This is a genomic window from Paenibacillus sp. FSL H8-0168, from assembly GCF_038592955.1.
Classification (GTDB): domain Bacteria; phylum Bacillota; class Bacilli; order Paenibacillales; family Paenibacillaceae; genus Paenibacillus; species Paenibacillus polymyxa_B.
This window is the reverse complement of the sequence record NZ_CP151948.1, coordinates 328,379-347,725: the sequence shown is the minus strand read 5'-3', so window position 1 is coordinate 347,725 and position 19,347 is coordinate 328,379. Positions and strand designations below refer to the sequence as shown.

Below are 19,347 nucleotides of genomic sequence, written 5' to 3'. Positions count from 1 at the left end.
CAGCTTATTTTTGAAAACCCTGTCTTATTTGTGATAAATTTTGGACAAATCCTCGAAAATCACGACCGGCTTCAACACAGCCTGATCAATACCACCATACTGCTTGTCGAAGGCTACAATAGTCTTGGTGTAAGCAATCGGGTAGATGACAGCATCCTCAGCCAGCAGCTCTTGTACCTTTTTATAAATTGCTCCACGTTTAGTCGTATCCGACTCACCAGCGCCCTCTTCCAGCAGCTTATCCACCTCTTTATTTGAATAATGCGAATAGTTGGAAGATGATCCGGTGCTATACAAAATACGATACGCGTCAGGATCATACCCCATGATATAGCCGCTGATCGCCAGATCGAAGTCCTTGGCATTCGTATCGACGAATTTTTGCGACCATGCCGAGGAATCCATGCTGTTCACGTCCAGTTGAACGCCAATATCCTTGAACTTCTGCTGGATATAGAGCGCTTGTGCTTCCTGAACCTTGTTGCCGCCCGGTATGATAATGCGCAGCTTCAGTCCTTCAGCTCCAGCCGATTTCAGCAGCTCTTTTGCTTTGTTCACATCATTATTGAAAAATGCAACGTCGTTCGTGTGATACAGTACATCCTGTGTCAGAGCAGATTTCGCAGTATCTGCATAATCCTTGGAGCCATAGGATACCTGGATCAATTCATCCTGATTCAATGCATAAGAAAGCGCCTGCCGTACTTCTTTTTTGTTCAACTGCTTTGTATCACTGTTTTCATTAAACATCAGATAAGCCAAGCGACCTTCGCTGTAAGGGAAAATGTCAAACTTATCTGTTGCTTTAATGGTCTCCACATTTTGCGGATCGAGATAGTTTACATTGATCTCACCATTTTGAAGGGCCAAATTCGCAGCATTTGAATCTTTAACAATCCGGTATGTTACTGAATCCAGATGCGGCTTTCCGCCAACATAGTTATCAAACCGTTCGAGTGTAACGTACTCACCGGTTTTGTACTCTTTAAATTTGAAAGGGCCAGATCCAATCGGAGCGTTGTTTTTTGTACTCTTCTCAATATCCGCTTCATTCTCGAAAATGTGCTTCGGAATCGGGGATACCTGTACCAGTGCTGCCTCAAAAGCAGGAGCTGGCTGAGGAAGCTTGAAATCCACCGTTGTATCATCAACCTTGCTCGCCTGAACCGGTTTGCCATTAACCATAAAATTACTTCTCAAAAAGCTGTGCTGCTTCTCGTCCAAAATTTTGTTAATGGTGAAAACAACATCGTCAGCTGTCAGCTTCTCGCCATCATGCCAAGTCAGATTTTTTTTCAGTTTTAGTGTATAAGTCAGCTTGTCTGCTGAAGGAGTCAGACTGTCTGCCAAATAAAATGTCTTTTTGCCATTGTTCACTTGAAACAATGGTGCGAATATCGCCTGATCTATCGTCAGACTTACCCGATCACCCGCATAATTCGGATTCAGCACCACCGGATCAGCTTGTACGCCAATGATCAGGCTGCCGCCATCTTTAGGCTGTCCGTTATCAGCTGTTGTGGTAGCTGTACTGGGTGTATTCCCATTCGTCTCAGACGTAGATCCAGAATTCCCGCCGGAGCATGCACTTACAACCAACATCAATACAATAAATACCAATACACCAGTCAAATTACGACGCATCGCTCTAGCCCCCGTGTCCTCTTAGTATGTAATAAATTTATTATAAATCGGAATAGTCGGATTTACAATCGATCAAAAACTGTTTATTCCCCTTGTCATTAGCATTCCAGACATTATGTGATCGAATCTAGAAAAAAGACACCCGTTAAGGGTGTCTTCAGAGTATCCACAAACTGATTAGTGCCAGGATGGCAGGCAGGCCCTGCTTTAATAAAATAGACTTATTGGCAGTTAATGCACCATACAATGCAGCCACTACCACACAAATGACAAAGAATAATTGGATTTGCCGCCCGAATACAGTATCCGGATAGAACAAGCCCCACACCAATCCGGCTGCCAAAAAGCCGTTGTACAGCCCCTGATTTGCAGCCAAGGATTTGCTTGCTTCCGCCAGCTCCTTCGAGGTGCCGAACGTACGCATCGCCCGCGGAGTCGTCCACAGAAACATTTCCAATATTAGAATGTACACATGCTCCAGAGCTACAATTCCGACCAATATTGAACTAAGTAAGCTCAAGTATATTCCTCTTTTCCACATAAAGTTACTATGAGGTGATTTTTAGATCTATCCTCGAAAAGTATAGTTCATCTTCCAAAAACAGTAAAGAGACCGAGCCTAAGGCCCGGCCTCATTTCTACATGAAGCCTTACATCGTTCTTGCAAAATCCAACAAAGCTTTGGACATGCTGTTGATCTCGTCTGTAGATGCATTCACTTGTTGCGTTAGCGCGGCTTGTGTTTGTGTCAGCGTAGACATATTACCAATATTGTGCAAAATCCGCTCGATGAGTGTCTTCATTTCGTCCAGACTAGTCTCGATATTTCCGGTCGCATCAGCACTGTGTATGGCGAGTTTTCTCACTTCATCTGCAACTACCGCAAACCCCCGCCCCTGCTCGCCCGCACGCGATGCCTCAATGGCAGCATTCAGACCCAGCAGATTCGTTTGATTCGCAATCTCTTTAATGAAGTTGGAAATGTTTTGGGTCTCTTCTGCACTGACTTTGGCTTGATTCGCTGCCTCTGTCGATTGCTCCTGAGCGGTAGCCAGCTCCTGCGCCTGGTTACTAACCGAGTTAACGCCGTTCACCATTTCCGTAATGGAATCGGAGAGATGCTGGATTTTGAGCGTCAGCTCATCCGCAACAGCCTGCTTTTCCTTTTCGACAGTAATATCACGAATGGTACCCGCAATACGAATAGGCACTCCCTTGCTATCGCGTATGCTTCTTCCACTGTTTTGATACCAGCGATATTCGCCATTTTTACTTTGCAAGCGACACACCATGTCATATGGCGTACGATCTGAATAGTCATTTAAATGGTCAACTACAGCCTTAAACGCATGCTCGGCATCGTCAGGATGTATACGCGAGCTCCAACTGCTTAGTACACTCGGGAAGTCCTGCTCATCCTTAAAGCCCAAGGTGTGGCGGAATTGCTGGGACCACCAAAATATATTATCCGGGTTCTCAATGTCTCCATCAGCCAGAATGACATCATATGGAGCCTCCACCAAAACACGATTGATAAGATCATATCTTGTAACTAGAGCCTGCAACTCCTCGGACTTAATCTTCTGGTCGTGCACATCCAATAGAGCACCCGCAATTCGAAGCGGCACTCCCTGCTGATCGCGGATCGTCGTTCCGGTAGCCCGGAACCAGCGGTATTCTCCATGCTTCTGCTTCAAACGATACTGTACGTCATAAGGCGTCTTGCCCGTAAAATCCAGCAAATGATCTGACAAAGCTGCCAATGACCTGTCATGATCTTCAGGGTGCAGCCGGGATGCCCAGCTGTTTAATACATTGGGGAAGTCCTTTTCGCTCTGATACCCCAGCATAGCGCGAAATTCTTCTGACCATGTGAACGTATTACTTGGATTGACGGGATCACCCGCAACCACCTCCATGTCCCATAAGCCAATCTCTATAGCTTTGGTAACAAGCTTCAGACGAATGTCAACATGTTGAGCATCCTTTTTCATGGACTCAAGCGCTTGGTTGACATTGTTAGCGATTTCTTGAACCTCGGAAGATTTGGATGAAACTTGTATTGCGGCAGAATAATCCTTCTGCTGTATTCTTTGTGAAAGTTTGCGGCTTTCTTCTACTAAAGGAGCAAGTGAGTGGGTCTCATTTTTTTTAAGAAACATATATGCTCTTCCCTTCTAAGCCAATATATAAAACGATATAGTTTAATATCGGAATTTTATTAATAATCATTATAAATAAATCTAAAATTGCATAGGTAATAAGAATCATTTTTATGTCCATATACCTATATATCCATACAAAAAACATCGAAAAATGTCGAAAAAGGAAATATCTTAATAAGTTTGGAAACGAAAAGAACACCTTCGCATTACTTCGCAAAGGTGCTCTTTCTGTTAACTATTCCGTTCATTGCATCTTATTTAATTGAAGCGACGTATTCTTCGCCCTTTTCTTTATCATATTGGCCTTCCCATTTGGACATGACCACAGCGGCAAGCGAGTTGCCTAATACATTGACTACCGTACGCGCCATATCCAGAATGCGATCAATACCAGCGATAAAAGCCAAACCCTCCAGCGGGAGGTTCACTGCTCCAAGTGTAGCGAGCAAAACGACAAAGGAAGCACCCGGCACCCCTGCAATACCCTTGGATGAAATAATCAAAACTAGCACCAGCGTGATCTGTGTCGTGATTGGCAGGTCAATACCATACATTTGGGCAATAAAAATCGCAGCCAGTGCCTGATACAGGGTGGAACCGTCCAGATTAAAAGAATACCCAATCGGAATGACAAAGGACGTAATTCCTTTAGGACATCCGAACTTCTCCATCTTCTCCATGATCTTAGGCAAAACACTTTCCGAACTGGCCGTCGAATATGCAAGCAACAGCTCACTTTTCAATATTTTAACCATGGTCCAGAGACGGGTACCGCAAAGCTTGGCGATAATTCCAAAAACAATCACAATGAACAGTATCATGGAGCCGTACACCGACAAAACAAGCTTCAATAAAGGCCATAACGAGGCCAATCCAAACTTGGCCACTGTCGTTCCAATCAGGGCAAATACACCGAACGGAGCCAGGCGCATGACCTGATTGGTTACCCAGAACATGGCGTCGGCTACGCCTTCAAAGAAATTCAGCACAGGCTTGCCTTTGTCACCAATCGCCGCTACCCCTAATCCAAACAGTACGGAGAAGAATATAATAGCCAGCATATCTCCCTCGCCCAGGGCGTGAATAACATTGGTAGGAACAATATGCACAATCGTATCTATAAAGCTATGGCCTGACTTCTCTGCAGTCTCTACATAGGAATGGATATCACTCTTGGCCAGGTGGGACATGTCCACGCCGTCACCAGGTCGAACCAGATTGGCAACAAGCAGTCCGAAAAGGATGGCGATTGTCGTTACAATCTCAAAGTACAGAATAGACTTCCCGCCGAGTTTACCCAATTTTTTCATGTCGCCCACGCCGGCAACGCCGATAATGAGTGTTGAGATCACAATAGGCACGACAATCATCTTGATCAAGCGGATGAAAATATCGCCGATTGGCTTTAAGTAGACTTCCACCCCTGAATTGCCGTAAAATAAGGCACCAATAATAATACCTAAAGCCAGACCGATAAAGATTTGCATCGTCAAATTAATCTTTTTCACTTCGTGTCCCCCCTGGCTGATTTGTATATTTTTGCAGTATGCTGTTCTTAATATTCAAATGATGTTATTTATACTACAATCTGATCTATAAAAAACGACAATTATCTACAGCTGCATTTATTTTTTTCTATAAATTCACAAACTTTAACGGCAAGCCTGTGAATTTAGCTCACATTGCCTTTCTGACTGAATACCCAGGAGGTGAATATGGATGAAGTTGAATACGCTCCTTTTCCTGCTCATGCTTGTATTTGTACCGCTCGCAGGTGAGCTGAATATTCACCCGTTCGCTAATACATTCCGTCTCAGCTTTGGTACACCTGTATTTTTTTTCTTTCTGTTATCTATTCGTCATATTCCGCCTGCATTATCGGGAGTGCTTGCAGGGATAGCGGTAGTCGCCTTTCGCATCTTACTCAATCATTACACTCAGCCCGGCCTTCCCTTCGAAGAGTTGCTGACACTGCACGGCCCTACCTTTTTTTATTACATGGTCTACGGTCTGCTCTTCCAGGTCCTTAACATTAATGCTGAGCCTTACCGCGCACTCCGCGTGGGCATCCTCTCTGTAGGGATTGAGGTTGCCGCAAGTGTGTCGGAACTTAGCGTCCGGTGGAGCATTGACGGCGATTTCTGGGACATCATTAAGATCAGCAAAGTAGCTTTCATGGCTATGATCCGTAGCTTCTTCGTACTTGGGTTTTATAATATGATTCGGTTAAATCAATCGGTCCAGCATGAAGAGGCACAAAGGCAGCAAACGGAACGAATTTTACTCCTTGTATCGGACTTGTATGAAGAGTCGGTCCAGTTAGGCAAAACACTGTCACATGCAGAACAAATCACTCGTGAAAGCTACGAGCTGTACCGTGAACTGCAGCAGGATGAATTTCTGAAGGATAGAGAACATTACGCCAGACAGGCACTTCGTATTTCCGGACAGGTTCACGAGATTAAAAAAGACAGCCAGCGGATTTTTGCTGGTTTGTCCAAGCTGATTGATGCCGAAAGCGGAGTGCATTACATGGCCTCTCAAGAGCTTGGGGAGCTAATCATCCGAACGAACAGCAAATACGCCCAATCACTGGACAAGTCCATTCGTTTTACCCTAGATGTCAACCCTTTGTTGCCCAAGCTACATGTTTATACCGTTTTGACACTTATTAATAACCTGACAGCCAATGCGGTTGAAGCAATGAGGGACAGCGGAAGGATTGACGTTTCCATTCGCTGTCTACCGGGAAAAGAGGATATAGCTTCCTTTAGTGTTACCGACAACGGTCCGGGTATTCCTCAGCGGAAACGGGAAATGGTCTTCACACCAGGGTATACGACCAAGTATGATGAGGAAGGACAGCCGTCGACCGGTATGGGATTGTTTTATGTGCGTGAGGTCGCGGAGAGCCTTGAAGGAACGATTGAACTGCAACAGGTTGAAGAAGAGAATTCAGATAGATTACAGACCACTTTTAGAATTACATTGCCTTTACGGAAACTGACGGAGAAAGGAAGATAGCCCGGATGCGTTTTTATATTGTGGATGACGATCAGGGAATTCGTTCTATGCTGGCAGACATTATTGAAGACGAAGGTCTAGGAGAAGTCATCGGGGAAGCAGAGGATGGTACCTACGTGAATAGCGGCCTCCTGGAGCTGAACCGGATTGATGTATTGCTGATTGACTTGCTGATGCCGCTTCGTGACGGCATTCAGACCGTGCGTGCACTCGGCGATCAATTCAGCGGCAAAATCATTATGATTTCTCGCATCGAATCCAAAAACATGATCGGCGAGGCATACTCGCTCGGTATTGAATATTATGTGGCCAAGCCTTTGAATCGACTGGAGATTATTGCAGTTATTCATAAGGTGGCTGAGCGTCTGCGCATGCAGCAGTCGATTACGGATATTCAGCGCACGCTTCAAGGGTTGTCGATGTTCACAACGAATAACCCAACGGCAACAATTGAACCGACCCGAAACATCGTAACTTCCGGGCAGTTTCTGCTCTCCGAAATGGGGATGATCGGCGAAGCCGGGAGTATGGATTTACTGGACATGCTGGAATTTCTGGACCAGTATGAGGAGGAAACAGGCAATCTATCTCCCTATCTGTTCCCGCCGTTGAAGGATATATTTGCTAATGTAGCGTCCAAACGGTTGGGGGCTTCAGCCTCAGCAGTAGAGCTGAGTAAGGAAATCAAAGCCTCCGAGCAACGTGTCCGCCGTGCTATTTTCCAGACGCTAAGCCATATAGTATCGCTCGGATTGACCGACTATACCCATCCTAAATTTGAAAATTATGCATCCAAATTTTTTGATTTTACAGAAATCCGCAAAAAAATGCTGGAGCTGCAAAACAATGTGGAGCCTTCACTGTCCCAAGCCCGCATTAATACGAAAAAGTTCGTACAGGTGCTCTATATGGAAGCAAAACGGCTATTACACTAAGCATTTTGCATAAATCCCAAGAGTATTCCCAAATCAGCAATATATAGATCGGAACGGGTTAGTCCGTCTATATATTGTGCCCTCGAGCGTTGGGAATCGAATTATGCAAAATGCTGACATTAAAAGAAAAGCACCTGCATCTCCCCATGTATCTATTACTTGGAGATAAAACAGGTGCCCATCGTTGATGATTAGATATCCCTTTAGTCCAGACTCTTGTCCTGCCACTCCATAGCTTCCAAGAGATCTACACCATCGGACAGCAGACGTTTCAAGACATTCAGTTCTTCCGAGCTGTAACGATTTAAAAATTGAAATAACTGTTGCTGTACCTCAGCATGCAGCCGCTCATGTACAAGAAAGAGTTTTTTTCCCAACGGGGTTAGCCGAAAATAAATTTCTTTTTTGTTGTCGTTCAGCTGGGTTCTGCGAATCCAGCCTTCCTTGAGCAGCTTGGTGCTCACTTTCGAAACGGTACCTTTGCTCAGCTCCATTCGTTGCGCTAAGGTTGTAACATTGATCGGCTCATGCCGCCCGATACAATCCATAACGTGCACATCCGTCATATTGAGCGAAGTCATTCCATCAAAATGCTCGCGGATTTCTTCGAGAAAGGTCATGCTCTCTCTCTGCTGATGCTGCTCCCACTGATGATTCATCTTAATAAGCAAATCATAGACATGCTGAACCGATGTCGCCTTTTCCATACGAACAAGTAGTCACTCCTTTGGCATACTCCTCCTTTTATTATAGCCCATATTTGTTTCGCAAGAAACAATATGGTCATGTTATGAACATACCCTTTCCCCTTTATACCAATGTGGCAATGCCGTCCTTAATCACACTCAATATATCCGTTTGTTTCATAGAAATGGCCCAAGCGATATACCCATCCGGACGGATGAGAACCGTATGCACATCTCTCCATCCCACTGGCAATTCTTCGGCTACGGCCTCCACATATGAAATATGTGAAAGTGAGCTATGGCGAAACTCATTCGATACCTCATTATCCTGTGCAAGATGGAGAAGTACAAAGCGGCCTTCATGAAGAAGATCGTAAGCATACGATGTCATTCCGTCAGGCAAATGCAATTCAAAATCAGCAAACCGTTTCCCGTTCAGTGGATGCTGCGGTATATTGCCAGCCGCCGGATAACATACATCCAGTGCACTAATCTGCTCAGCCATAGATTGATTAATTTCCGGATGGCGGAACCATTCCTCATGTAATTGGCGGTGTGCCAATACAGCAGGCGTAAAGTCCAATAAGCGGGTCTGAACCTCGGTATTCCGTAAGAACTGCGTATTAACCGGATAACGTTCGTCATGATAGCTACTCAGCAGCGTGTCTGGAGCCCAGCCACGAATCACTCCGGCCAGCTTCCATCCCAGATTTGCCGCCTCTTGCAAGCCAACATTCATTCCCTGTCCACCTGCTGGGAAGTGGATATGCGCAGCATCACCTGCTAGCAGGATTCTCCCTTTACGATAGGTCTGCGCCTGCCGCGTTGCATTCCCGAATCGAGATAACCAGCGAGGATTGGATACGCCAAGATCTGTACCGAGCAGATCATACAGTCCTGTCTGCACTTCTTCCAGCGTCACAGGTACGTCCTTCGGAATCTCCATCATTCGCGGTGTAGTCAAAATAACCCGATAAATATCTGGATACACGGGGGCAATCATCACCCCACCTCGTTCACTATATTCGGAATGTACGCCACTTTCAGGCGGATTGGCTAACTCTACATCCGCCAATACAGCAGTCAGAGTCGTATCCGTGCCCGGAAAAGCAATCCCGGCTTGTTTACGCACGATACTCCCAGCCCCATCCGCTCCTACGACATAAGCAGCAGTCATCACCGATACATTGGCTTGTGGTCCAGATGTGCATACACTCACCACCTCTACGCCCTGCTCGTGCTCTCGCACAGATACCACTTCCATTCCACGATGGACGACAACTCCCAGCTTGAGGGCATGCTCCTCGATCACTTGCTCTGTAATCACCTGTGGAATAAACAACGTATAATTAGAAGAACTATCAAGCACAGAAAAATCCAAGCGGGTATTCAGCATTGAAAAGTGACCCGTACGTATAGGTCTGCCGCGCTTCATAAACCGCTCCTTCAACCCACGCATATCAAACATCTCAAGCGTCCGTGGATGTAGCGTAAGCGCACGCGACTGGCCACTAGGCTCCTCTAAACGTTCAATTACACATACGCTTACGCTTGCTAATGCCAACTCAGCAGCTAACCACATTCCAACAGGTCCGCCGCCTACTACAATCACTTCGTAATCCATGTTCACACCCCTATCTAAAATCTTTATTTCCACCACCTAATTGTTTCTATAGAAACAATATATACATACAGAAAGCTCCCCTTAACATTTCCGCATATATTAAACAACATATACAGCCATTTTTTATTGTTTCTATTGAAACAATATTATTGTAATTTAATTGAGAACAATTATCAACTACTTTATTAAAAAGATTTCTACCCTTTACTTTAAATCATGCATTCATTTCCATTTTATAAAATATAATTGTATAATCGTAAAATGAGAATAAGCTAGAAATAAGTTCTCCATAGAAGGGATGATGATACATGTCGGATGCAAACCAATTATTCGGTCAAGCACTGGTTAAATCACTGGTCGGGGAACGTGGACATATTCGAGTAGCTCGGGCTTTACCAGACATCGACGTCGAGCTGGCAGGGAAGAAAAATGCAGAAATGCCTTACAGCATTTATCAACTGCTGAAGCATATGATTTACTGGCAGCAATTCATGCTGGAGCATTTGGAAGGACGGAAGCCCCAGCTTCCGAGCAATGTCATGGAGAGCTGGCCCGAAGAGACTGGACCGCAAAGCGAAGAGGCATGGCAGGCTGTCATTAACGAATTTTTACAGGGCGTAGATCAGGCTGTACAGATTGCCGAAACCGCGCAACTGGATGATTCACTAGCTCATTTCCCAGGTGAAACGAAAGCAGGACTGCTGCGGAATATCGCTTCCCACAATTCATATCATTTGGGTGAAATCGTACTGCTGCGCCGGATTTATGGAGCTTGGCCACCACCCGGGGGCGGCTTTCCAGCTTAAAGGCAACACCACGCTCTAATCAAGATTTCCCCCATCCGCTGCTTCATACCTCCATCATTACGTTGGGATTTAGGCACCGCGAGGAACTCGCTTGCGTACCCTATATGGGAACCCGCTAACTCGATCTGAAGCCGTTCATCCGTAATAAGCTGCAATCCGAATAACGGTTCCCATGATGCAAGATCAAAGAGAGGTTTCGAGGTTATGGTGAGACACTTATATTTAAATCGTAATATCGCCTGTATGATCGTTATTAGCCTTATTGCTAACATGAGTGGGAGTATGATCCTTCCACTCTTTGCTATTTATGTAGAGCAATTCAGGATATCCGTACCCGGCATGAGCATTTTATTTTCTCTATTTTATGTAGGTAGATTTCTTGGTGGAGGCTTGGCAGGACGAATTTATGAAAAGATTGGCGCAAAACGCTTGGGGTTGAGCTTGCTTATTGCTGAAATCGCTTGTATGCTCCTGTTTCCAATTGCAACAAGCTTCATCATTTTATCCATACTGAGACTCCTCCAGGGCTTGGTAGCTATAGGGCTAACCGTCTTTGTAAGAGTCACGATCAACCATATGAGCACCCCAGAGAATCGAGGTACGCTCAATGGATATATCAGCAGCAGTGAAGGTGCCGGTATGATTTTAGGGCCTCTTATGAGTGGAGCCATTGTTTTTTATTTTTCTTTATCCATTCCGTTTTATTTCGTTGCTATTTTCTCATGTATATCCTTCGTTGCCGTTTCAAGAATGACCTTCCTCAGTTCTCCCTTAAAGCCACAAGAACAGCATGCGCCCCCTCTAAACTCCAAAGGAAAAACCATGCTAACGAAACAGCTACTGCTCTATTCCACCGTTCATTTCCTTGAAATGAGTGCATTCGCTATATTTTTAACGTACTTCTCTGTATATGCAACCCACAAACTCCATTGGAGCCCCGCAGAAATTAGCTTAGCTTTTACAATTATCGGCATATCGACCTTCATATCAGCCCCCTTTATTGGCAAACTATCTGATCTACTTAAGGATCGCTTGATGCTTTGTATCATCGGTCTATTGTTGATCATGGTGGAAATCATCTTATTTCTTTGGTTCACAGAACCGTGGATCGTATACTTAGGGATGTTCCTCGGAGGTATAGGAGGAGCCAGCTATCTGGATTCCTTTTACTCACAACTAGGGGACGTTATTCCTGAGGAAAATAGAAGCTCATTTATCGGCAACGTCGTATCTTTGTCCGAATTGGGGGCCATTGTGTCTCCGATCATCGCAGGGGCACTCATGGAACGATTTAGCATCAACACTCCCTTTTACTACAATTTGATTTTGGTGTTGATTGCTATGATTATTCAATATGTCATTCGTTTCAAGTCGAAATCTATAAGAAAAAGGCCAATTGCATAAGCAAATGGCCTCCTTTTTCATCACAGCTCCAACTCAACTGCAACCCCAAAATGATCCGATACAACTGGTCCAGTTTTCCCGTTCAGTACAACGGTTGAGGATTGTACCTGTGCAGCCTTATTGGAGAAGATAAAGTCAATGCGGAGCGGCTCCGCATTACTTTCCCAGCCAGCAATAGCTTTAATCACCGTGTGGCCATCATCACGTACTGCTGCATTCGGATAGGTGTCCGACCAGCCGGATTGCAGTACATAGTCATATCCTTCTCCGCGCACTTCAGCCGCGTTGTTGAAATCACCCATCATAAACACAGGAGTCGGAGCAAAAGAATTTAGCACTTTGGTTGTACGATCCCATAGTCCACGGAAGGATTCTTCATCATTCCACCAGTTAAAATGTCCACTTACAAACCAGGCCTGCACTCCGTCCACCACAGTTTGAATACCGACAATTTTACGTGAGCGGTAGTTGTCATAATCCTGTAGCGAGGAAACATATTCGTTCACCGTAGCTGTAATCGGTGTTTTCGACAGAATCGCCAACCCCTCGTCGTATTTGGCAAAACCAACATGCGCGGGAGCCCACGTCCAATGATAGCTATCAGACAATAGCCCGTTCAGCACATAAGCATAGTTATCACGCTTAATGACAACTTCAGGATCTGCGCTATGGTAAGTGCCCAAATCGTCCGCTGACAAAGGAGCCTCTTCCATGGACTGGTTCACTTCCTGTAATGCAATGACATCAAACTGCTGTTCATCAATAAAAGCAGCCAGTTGCTTTAGCTTATCGTGCTGGTTTTCTTCCATCCAAGCATGTGCATTTAAGGTTAACAACTTCAAAGTAATCACCTGTTGAGTATGTCTTGTATATCTGATTTAAGCACATCAGCCTTCGGTCCGTAAACCGCCTGCACCCCATTATCTACTTTTATCAAGCCCAAGGCACCCAGCGCTTTCCACGTTTTTTCGTCCCCAACGGCATCTGTATCCTTCACCGTTACACGCAGACGGGTCATGCAAGCGTCCACCTCGACAATGTTCTGCTCACCCCCAAGTGTCTTTATGATATCCGTAGCCAGTTGATTTTGAGTGGAAGTAGCTGCCACACCCTCTGTCTTCGTACTCCCTGCCTCGGAAGTCCCTTGGGGCTCCTCATCCGTATAGTTCCCCAGTCTTCCCGGCGTAGCCATTTGGAATTTACCGATCATAAAATAAGCGATAAAGTAGGTTGCTACCGCAAACACCACACAAGTCAGCACGAAGTTAATAATATCCTGCACCAACCCCGCATTTATAGACAACGGCATTCGAGTCAGCAGTTCAATCATACCAAATGAATGTAAACGCAAATGTATGATATCGGCCATTCCGAACGCAATACCGGTAAGAATAGCATAAACCACATACAGCACAGGCGCCACGAACATAAACATGAATTCCAGTGGCTCCGTTACCCCTGTTAAAAAGACAGCTGCGGCTGCCGAAAAGATCATCGACTTGTACTTGCTGCGTTTGTCTTTGTCTACACGGCGATACATAGCCACCGCTAGTCCCATAAGGATACCTGCTCCACCAATCATTTGTCCTACCTTGAAGCGGGCAGGCGTCACGCCTTCCAACAAGCTATTGTAGGCTGTCGGATCGGTACCACGAAGCGCACTCAGGTCACTTGCCCAAGCCAGCCACAGCGGGTCTTGCCCGGCAACGACACTTCCTGCCCCGGAACCTGTAAGCGTCGTGTAAACGCCTCCAAGTTGAGTATAGTTAATAGGAACGGTCAGCATATGATGAAGTCCAAAAGGAATCAGCAGTCTTTCCAGTGTACCATAGACAAATGGCGCTACAAAAGGAGCCGATTCTCCCGAAGTCGCCAACCAAATGCCGAACTGATTAATTCCCCCTTGGACAAATGGCCAGATGGCAGACATGATCAAACTTACGATGACAGACCATAAAATCACGACAAAAGGAACAAAACGTTTACCGTTAAAAAAGGCTAAAGCGTCCGGCAGCTTGCGGTAATTATAATACTTGTTAAATACCACCGCTCCGACGAATCCGGAGATGATACCGACAAACACGCCCATGTTAAGTGCAGGTGCTCCTAAGACAGAGGTAAAATAACCACTGACCGGAATCGATGCACCGAAGAGTGTATGGGTGGTTGCTCCCTCCTGGGTTAACATCTTCGACGATACGCCCAAAATCGTCCCTGTTGAAACATTGATGAGAACAAAGGCAATTAATGCGGCAAAAGCCCCGCCCGCTCGTTCCTTAGCCCAGGAACCACCTATCGCTACCGCAAATAGAATGTGTAAGTTATTGATAATACCCCAACCCAAATTCTCCATGACCCCGCCGACGGTCAACCAGAAATGAATATCGCCAGCCAACATCGCCACTACTTTACCAAGCGAAATCATAATCCCGGCCGCCGGCATTACAGCAACAACCACAAGCAGTGCCTTCCCAAGCTTTTGCCAAAAATCAAATGATAGAAGTTTTTTCATGCTCGTTCAGTCTCCATCCCTTATAGTATGTATAGCATGGGTAGTACTCAAAAAATATTATGCAATCGGTTGCACAATTATTATAATGATATCGCTTTCTATTAGCAATACCCTAATTGTAAATATCTTGGTTAATAATGATAGAAATACTCGAAAAAACCGCGAATTTGTTGATTTTCGAGCAATATCGTATGATAGAACATAATATTTCCTGCTTGAGATAGCAAAAGGAGACGAAGACGATGGCAGTAACCATCAAAGATGTCGCAAAACGTGCTAATGTTGCTACTTCCACCGTATCCCGTGTCATTCAAGACAGCCCCAAAATCAGCGAAGCGACCAAGGCACGTGTCCGTAAAGAAATGAAGGCGCTTGGCTATGAACCCAACTATTCAGCTCAGAGTCTGGCTAACCGTGTCACACAGTCCATTGGCATCATTATGCCTGAATCGGATGTGGCAATCTTTCAAAATCCGTTCTTTCCGGAAAGCCTTCGCGGGATCAGCGAATGGGTAAATGAGCACAACTATACACTGTCCATTGTCACAGGAAAAACGAGCGATGAATTGCTATCCCGCGTGAAGCTGATGACCCGGACCGGGCGTGTTGACGGCTATATTGTTCTGTACTCCAAGCAAAAAGATAGCATTGTGGAGTACCTTCATAAAGAAAAAATACCTTACACCGTAATCGGTAAGCCTCAGCAATTTGTCAGTGAAACTACTCATGTAGATAACGATAACTACCAGGCTGCCAAGGATGTGGTCACTTATTTGACTGGGCTGAATCATCAACACATTGCTTATGTTGGCGGTGATCATGAACACATCGTGAATATTGAAAGACTCCGAGGCTACCAGGATGCGTTGCGAGAGGCAGGCTTGCCTTTACCCAAGGAATACGTGGTCAGGGAGCCATTTAATCTGGAGGACATGCGCACATTATTGCAGGCCACCCCGCCGCCTACCGCGATGATCGTTAGCGACGACCTTGTAGCCATGGCAGTACAGAAAATGCTTTCTCAGCTAGGCGTGTCCATGCCAGAGCAGTTATCCATGGTGAGCTTCAATAATCTAATGCTAGCTGAGCTGATGAATCCCCCTCTGACTTCCGTGGATATTGATATCTTCACTCTAGGTTATCAGGCAGCTAAAAGCCTGATTGAAAAAATCGAGGACCCCAAGGAATTGACCAAGCACATCATTGTTCCCCACCGAATCGTGGAGCGCAAATCCAGCCAATTACTATGATTCTTAGCGGAATGAACAAGAACTGATTTTGTGGAAACCCATAAAATCAGTTTTTTTTGCGTTGACAGGGCAAACGGTTGCACTATATACTGAACTCGCTCATATACTGGTTTCGTTAAAACAACGATCTCATTTTCCGAGAGGGGTACGCAATCATGGTTTACAACCGATTATTTGACGTAGATAGCTGGAAGCTGACAACACACACTCTACATAGCACACACATGCGATTACAGGAAAGCATAACGTCCATAGGCAACGGTTATATGGGCATGCGCGGCAATTTTGAAGAAGCTTATTCAGGTGATCATCATCAGGGAACGTATATCTCCGGTGTATGGTTCCCCGACAAAACAAAGGTCGGCTGGTGGAAAAACGGCTATCCTGAATATTTTGGTAAGGTCATCAATGCCATGAACTTCATCGGCATCCGTCTGATCGTAAACCAAGAGGAAGTGGACTTATTTACGGCACACATCAGCGATTTTGTGCAGGAGTTGGACATGAAACAGGGTATCCTGCGACGCACCTGCACCGTGAACGATCAGGTTCGTATCACTACGGAGCGTTTTCTGAGCATCACCACTCGTGAGCTATGCCTGATTGATTACCAAGCAACGAATATAAGCGAGCAACCTCTAACCATAGAGCTTGTCCCTTATTTGGACGGCAATACGAAGAATGAAGATACGAACTATGACGAGGTTTTTTGGTTGGAGGAGGCCCGAGAGGTTCAAGAACAATTCATCAGCCTGTCCACAACAACTATAGATAATCCCTTCGGTATTCCGCGCTTTACCGTAAACGCTACCATGGGTATTGTGACCGAGGGACAGGATCTGCAGACGACGGAAGAGAGCTTTTTGTATGCTGCACGCCACTATCAATACAGCGTCGCTCCGGGCGACAGTATCCAGCTGCAAAAAATTGTGGCGGTTACCACCTCACGGGATATGGAAAAGGATGCACTGATTCCACAAGCTGAACGCATCGCCGTGGAAGCTGTGAACAAAGGCTACACCTCCCTCAAGCAGGAGCATGTCGCAGCTTGGGCTCGACGTTGGGACAAAGCAGATGTAGAAATCGAGGGAGATACAGAGGCCCAGCAGGGAATACGCTTTAATATTTTTCAGCTGTTCTCTACGTACTACGGCGAAGATGCCCGTCTAAATATTGGTCCCAAGGGCTTTACAGGTGAAAAATATGGCGGTGCCACCTATTGGGACACAGAAGCATATGCCGTACCTATGTACCTGGCGCTTGCAGACCCGGATGTAACCCGAAATCTGCTGCTGTATCGTCACCAACAACTAGAGGGTGCCAAGCATAACGCAGCCCAGCAAGGGCTACGGGGTGCACTATACCCTATGGTCACTTTTACAGGTGTGGAGTGCCATAACGAATGGGAGATTACCTTTGAGGAAATCCACCGTAACGGGGCCATTGCGTATGCCATTTACAATTACACCAACTATACGGGGGACTCCTCCTACCTTCATCAGTACGGCATAGATGTACTGGTCGAAATTAGCCGCTTCTGGGCCGACCGGGTTCACTTTTCCAAAAGCCAGCAGCAGTATATGATCCACGGGGTTACCGGGCCGAACGAATACGAAAATAACGTCAATAACAACTGGTATACCAATACGCTGGCTGCATGGGTTTTGAAATATACCTTATCGGTCTTACCTCAAATTTCAGCAGAAAAATCGATGCATCTAGCGGTTACGGCTGATGAGCTTTCCCATTGGCAGGATATCATCACTCACATGTATTATCCCTATGATGAGGAGCGGGAAGTCTTCGTACAGCACGATACCTTTATGGATAAGGATTTGCAGCCTGTATCCTCCCTTGATCCCAGCAACCTTCCATTAAATCAGAAATGGTCATGGGATAAAATCCTTCGTTCCTGCTTCATTAAGCAGGCAGATGTGCTGCAAGGGCTGTATTTCTTTGGAGACCAGTTTACGCTGGAGGAAAAAGCGCGCAATTTTGCATTTTACGAGCCAATGACTGTTCATGAATCCAGTCTGTCCCCGTCCATTCATGCCGTGCTGGCTGCCGAACTCAAAATGGAAGAAAAGGCAGTCGAGATGTATAAGCGGACGGCCCGTCTGGATCTGGATAACTACAATAACGATACCGAAGACGGACTTCATATTACTTCCATGACAGGAAGCTGGCTGGCGATTGTACAGGGATTTGCCGGGATGAGAACGTACCGTGAAACATTAAGCTTCTCCCCCTTCCTGCCTCAAGGCTGGAACAAATATACGTTTAAAATCAACTATCGCGGTCGCTTGTTAAGTATTCTCGTACAGGAAAATGAAGTGATCATTACCCTGTTGGACGGAGAACCGCTGACGCTGGAGCTGTATGGAGAGCCAACGCACATTACCAGTGGACAGTCGTTAATGACGAACAGCGTTTCATAAATCGGGCAGACAGGGGGGAAACCAAATGAAAGCAGTCATTTTTGATCTGGACGGAGTCATTACAGATACCGCCGAATATCATTTTCAGGCATGGGGCAGCTTGGCGGCAGCGCTTAGCATCCCTTTTGATCGGGAATTTAATGAACAGTTAAAAGGAATCAGCCGTACGGAATCGCTCGACAAAATACTGGCGCGCGGTAACCTGTCCGATACGTTTTCAGAAGAAGGCAAGCAAGAACTGGCCACACGGAAAAATACGGAGTATCAGCGGCTCATCTCAGCTGTAACTCCCTCGGACATTCTTCCAGGCATTAAAGCGCTTCTGACAGAGCTTCGTGAAGCCCGAATCGGCATCGCGCTGGCCTCTGCAAGCAAAAATGCAGCGTTTATCCTGGAGCGACTGGAGCTAGCTTACTATTTTGACAGTGTGGTGGATGTTACCGCCATTCGGCATGGCAAACCTGACCCGGAAATTTTCCTCACCGGAGCCGCAAATCTGGGCGTTCAGCCTGCCGACTGTATCGGTATAGAGGACGCACAGGCTGGCATACAGGCGATTAAGGGCGCCGGGATGTTCGCGGTCGGTGTAGGAACACCTTCGCAAATGCAAGGTGCGGATATCGTGGTAGCCACTACTGCCGAGCTTTCTCTGAGCATGTTGGAGGCACATTTCTACGAGTTCAAAAAGTGACCTCCACTCGGAGTAGTTTATATGGCGTTATCTTAGGGATAGAGCACCCTCGCCTCATATGTATGACCAACGACGGACACCACTGGTGTTCGTTTTTGTTTACGTATACTCAAAAAAACTCCCCCTGTCTCTCGCGTCTTCAGCTCCTCCATCGCCGAACACAATAGA

The 19,347-nt window shown here is 45.9% G+C and carries 15 protein-coding genes; 7 read left to right on the top strand and 8 right to left on the bottom strand.

All coding sequences use genetic code 11. The annotated features are described in order from the left end of the window. Positions 1-24: 24 nt before the first annotated feature. The 4 genes from MHI21_RS01545 to MHI21_RS01530 all read right to left on the bottom strand — a co-directional run bounded on the left by MHI21_RS01545 (position 25) and on the right by MHI21_RS01530 (position 5,317). Positions 25-1,644: an ABC transporter substrate-binding protein gene (locus MHI21_RS01545; protein WP_342419291.1), complete on the bottom strand. Its 1,620-nt coding sequence runs from the start codon at positions 1,642-1,644 to the stop codon at positions 25-27. Positions 1,645-1,801: 157 nt separating this feature from the next. Then, positions 1,802-2,164, bottom strand: a complete 363-nt coding sequence (locus MHI21_RS01540) for a DUF1304 domain-containing protein (protein ID WP_061831915.1) — start codon at positions 2,162-2,164, stop codon at positions 1,802-1,804. Between the two features lie 130 nt (positions 2,165-2,294). Then, a complete protein-coding gene (locus MHI21_RS01535; RefSeq protein ID WP_342419290.1) occupies positions 2,295-3,806 on the bottom strand; it encodes a PAS domain-containing protein in 1,512 nt (503 codons plus the stop codon). A 257-nt stretch (positions 3,807-4,063) separates the two neighbouring features. Further along, complete coding sequence (locus MHI21_RS01530) at positions 4,064-5,317, bottom strand: cation:dicarboxylase symporter family transporter (protein WP_061831913.1); 1,254 nt, start codon at positions 5,315-5,317, stop codon at positions 4,064-4,066. Positions 5,318-5,528: 211 nt separating this feature from the next. On the opposite strand from MHI21_RS01530, the gene MHI21_RS01525 reads away from it, so the two are divergent. Both MHI21_RS01525 and MHI21_RS01520 read left to right on the top strand, forming a co-directional pair. Then, on the top strand, positions 5,529-6,833 hold the full coding sequence (locus tag MHI21_RS01525; RefSeq protein ID WP_342419289.1) for a sensor histidine kinase: 1,305 nt from the start codon (positions 5,529-5,531) through the stop codon (positions 6,831-6,833). 5 nt (positions 6,834-6,838) lie between these two features. Next, on the top strand, positions 6,839-7,768 hold the full coding sequence (locus tag MHI21_RS01520; protein ID WP_061831911.1) for a response regulator: 930 nt from the start codon (positions 6,839-6,841) through the stop codon (positions 7,766-7,768). 203 nt (positions 7,769-7,971) lie between these two features. Here the strand turns inward: MHI21_RS01520 and MHI21_RS01515 are convergent, their stop codons facing one another. Together MHI21_RS01515 and MHI21_RS01510 are read right to left on the bottom strand one after the other, a co-directional pair. Further along, positions 7,972-8,475, bottom strand: a complete 504-nt coding sequence (locus MHI21_RS01515) for a MarR family transcriptional regulator (protein ID WP_103048420.1) — start codon at positions 8,473-8,475, stop codon at positions 7,972-7,974. A 103-nt stretch (positions 8,476-8,578) separates the two neighbouring features. Beyond that, positions 8,579-10,078: a monooxygenase gene (locus MHI21_RS01510; protein ID WP_342419288.1), complete on the bottom strand. Its 1,500-nt coding sequence runs from the start codon at positions 10,076-10,078 to the stop codon at positions 8,579-8,581. 308 nt (positions 10,079-10,386) lie between these two features. Here MHI21_RS01510 and MHI21_RS01505 point away from each other — a divergent pair, with 308 nt between their 5' ends. Together MHI21_RS01505 and MHI21_RS01500 are read left to right on the top strand one after the other, a co-directional pair. Then, positions 10,387-10,884, top strand: coding sequence for a DinB family protein (locus MHI21_RS01505; RefSeq protein ID WP_341162530.1), 498 nt, complete (start codon positions 10,387-10,389; stop codon positions 10,882-10,884). Positions 10,885-11,088: 204 nt separating this feature from the next. Further along, positions 11,089-12,288 carry an MFS transporter gene (locus MHI21_RS01500; protein ID WP_342419287.1) on the top strand — a complete coding sequence of 400 codons (1,200 nt, stop codon included), beginning with the start codon at positions 11,089-11,091 and terminating at the stop codon, positions 12,286-12,288. Between the two features lie 20 nt (positions 12,289-12,308). Here the strand turns inward: MHI21_RS01500 and MHI21_RS01495 are convergent, their stop codons facing one another. Both MHI21_RS01495 and MHI21_RS01490 read right to left on the bottom strand, forming a co-directional pair. After that, positions 12,309-13,130, bottom strand: a complete 822-nt coding sequence (locus MHI21_RS01495) for an endonuclease/exonuclease/phosphatase family protein (protein WP_340953785.1) — start codon at positions 13,128-13,130, stop codon at positions 12,309-12,311. Positions 13,131-13,135: 5 nt separating this feature from the next. Beyond that, complete coding sequence (locus MHI21_RS01490; protein WP_341162532.1) at positions 13,136-14,800, bottom strand: PTS transporter subunit IIBC; 1,665 nt, start codon at positions 14,798-14,800, stop codon at positions 13,136-13,138. A gap of 242 nt (positions 14,801-15,042) precedes the next feature. Here MHI21_RS01490 and MHI21_RS01485 point away from each other — a divergent pair, with 242 nt between their 5' ends. The 3 genes from MHI21_RS01485 (at position 15,043) to pgmB (ending at position 19,179) form a co-directional block, all read left to right on the top strand. Next, the gene (locus tag MHI21_RS01485; protein WP_103048414.1) at positions 15,043-16,050 is read left to right on the top strand and encodes a LacI family DNA-binding transcriptional regulator; all 1,008 of its coding nucleotides are present in this window, start codon (positions 15,043-15,045) and stop codon (positions 16,048-16,050) included. A gap of 155 nt (positions 16,051-16,205) precedes the next feature. After that, positions 16,206-18,488: a glycoside hydrolase family 65 protein gene (locus MHI21_RS01480; protein ID WP_342419286.1), complete on the top strand. Its 2,283-nt coding sequence runs from the start codon at positions 16,206-16,208 to the stop codon at positions 18,486-18,488. 25 nt (positions 18,489-18,513) lie between these two features. Next, positions 18,514-19,179 (top strand): beta-phosphoglucomutase, encoded by a 666-nt coding sequence (pgmB, locus tag MHI21_RS01475; protein WP_025722091.1) that lies wholly within the window; start codon positions 18,514-18,516, stop codon positions 19,177-19,179. Positions 19,180-19,347: the final 168 nt, after the last annotated feature.

Bases quoted from the DNA above. Each gene is read 5' to 3' on its own strand.
- MHI21_RS01545 (WP_342419291.1), bottom strand. From the start codon at position 1,644: ATGCGTCGTAATTTGACTGGTGTATTGGTATTTATTGTATTGATGTTG.
- MHI21_RS01535 (WP_342419290.1), bottom strand. From the start codon at position 3,806: ATGTTTCTTAAAAAAAATGAGACCCACTCACTTGCTCCTTTAGTAGAA.
- MHI21_RS01525 (WP_342419289.1), top strand. From the start codon at position 5,529: ATGAAGTTGAATACGCTCCTTTTCCTGCTCATGCTTGTATTTGTACCG.
- MHI21_RS01520 (WP_061831911.1), top strand. From the start codon at position 6,839: ATGCGTTTTTATATTGTGGATGACGATCAGGGAATTCGTTCTATGCTG.
- MHI21_RS01515 (WP_103048420.1), bottom strand. From the start codon at position 8,475: ATGGAAAAGGCGACATCGGTTCAGCATGTCTATGATTTGCTTATTAAG.
- MHI21_RS01510 (WP_342419288.1), bottom strand. From the start codon at position 10,078: ATGGATTACGAAGTGATTGTAGTAGGCGGCGGACCTGTTGGAATGTGG.
- MHI21_RS01505 (WP_341162530.1), top strand. From the start codon at position 10,387: ATGTCGGATGCAAACCAATTATTCGGTCAAGCACTGGTTAAATCACTG.
- MHI21_RS01500 (WP_342419287.1), top strand. From the start codon at position 11,089: ATGGTGAGACACTTATATTTAAATCGTAATATCGCCTGTATGATCGTT.
- MHI21_RS01490 (WP_341162532.1), bottom strand. From the start codon at position 14,800: ATGAAAAAACTTCTATCATTTGATTTTTGGCAAAAGCTTGGGAAGGCA.
- MHI21_RS01485 (WP_103048414.1), top strand. From the start codon at position 15,043: ATGGCAGTAACCATCAAAGATGTCGCAAAACGTGCTAATGTTGCTACT.
- MHI21_RS01480 (WP_342419286.1), top strand. From the start codon at position 16,206: ATGGTTTACAACCGATTATTTGACGTAGATAGCTGGAAGCTGACAACA.
- pgmB (WP_025722091.1), top strand. From the start codon at position 18,514: ATGAAAGCAGTCATTTTTGATCTGGACGGAGTCATTACAGATACCGCC.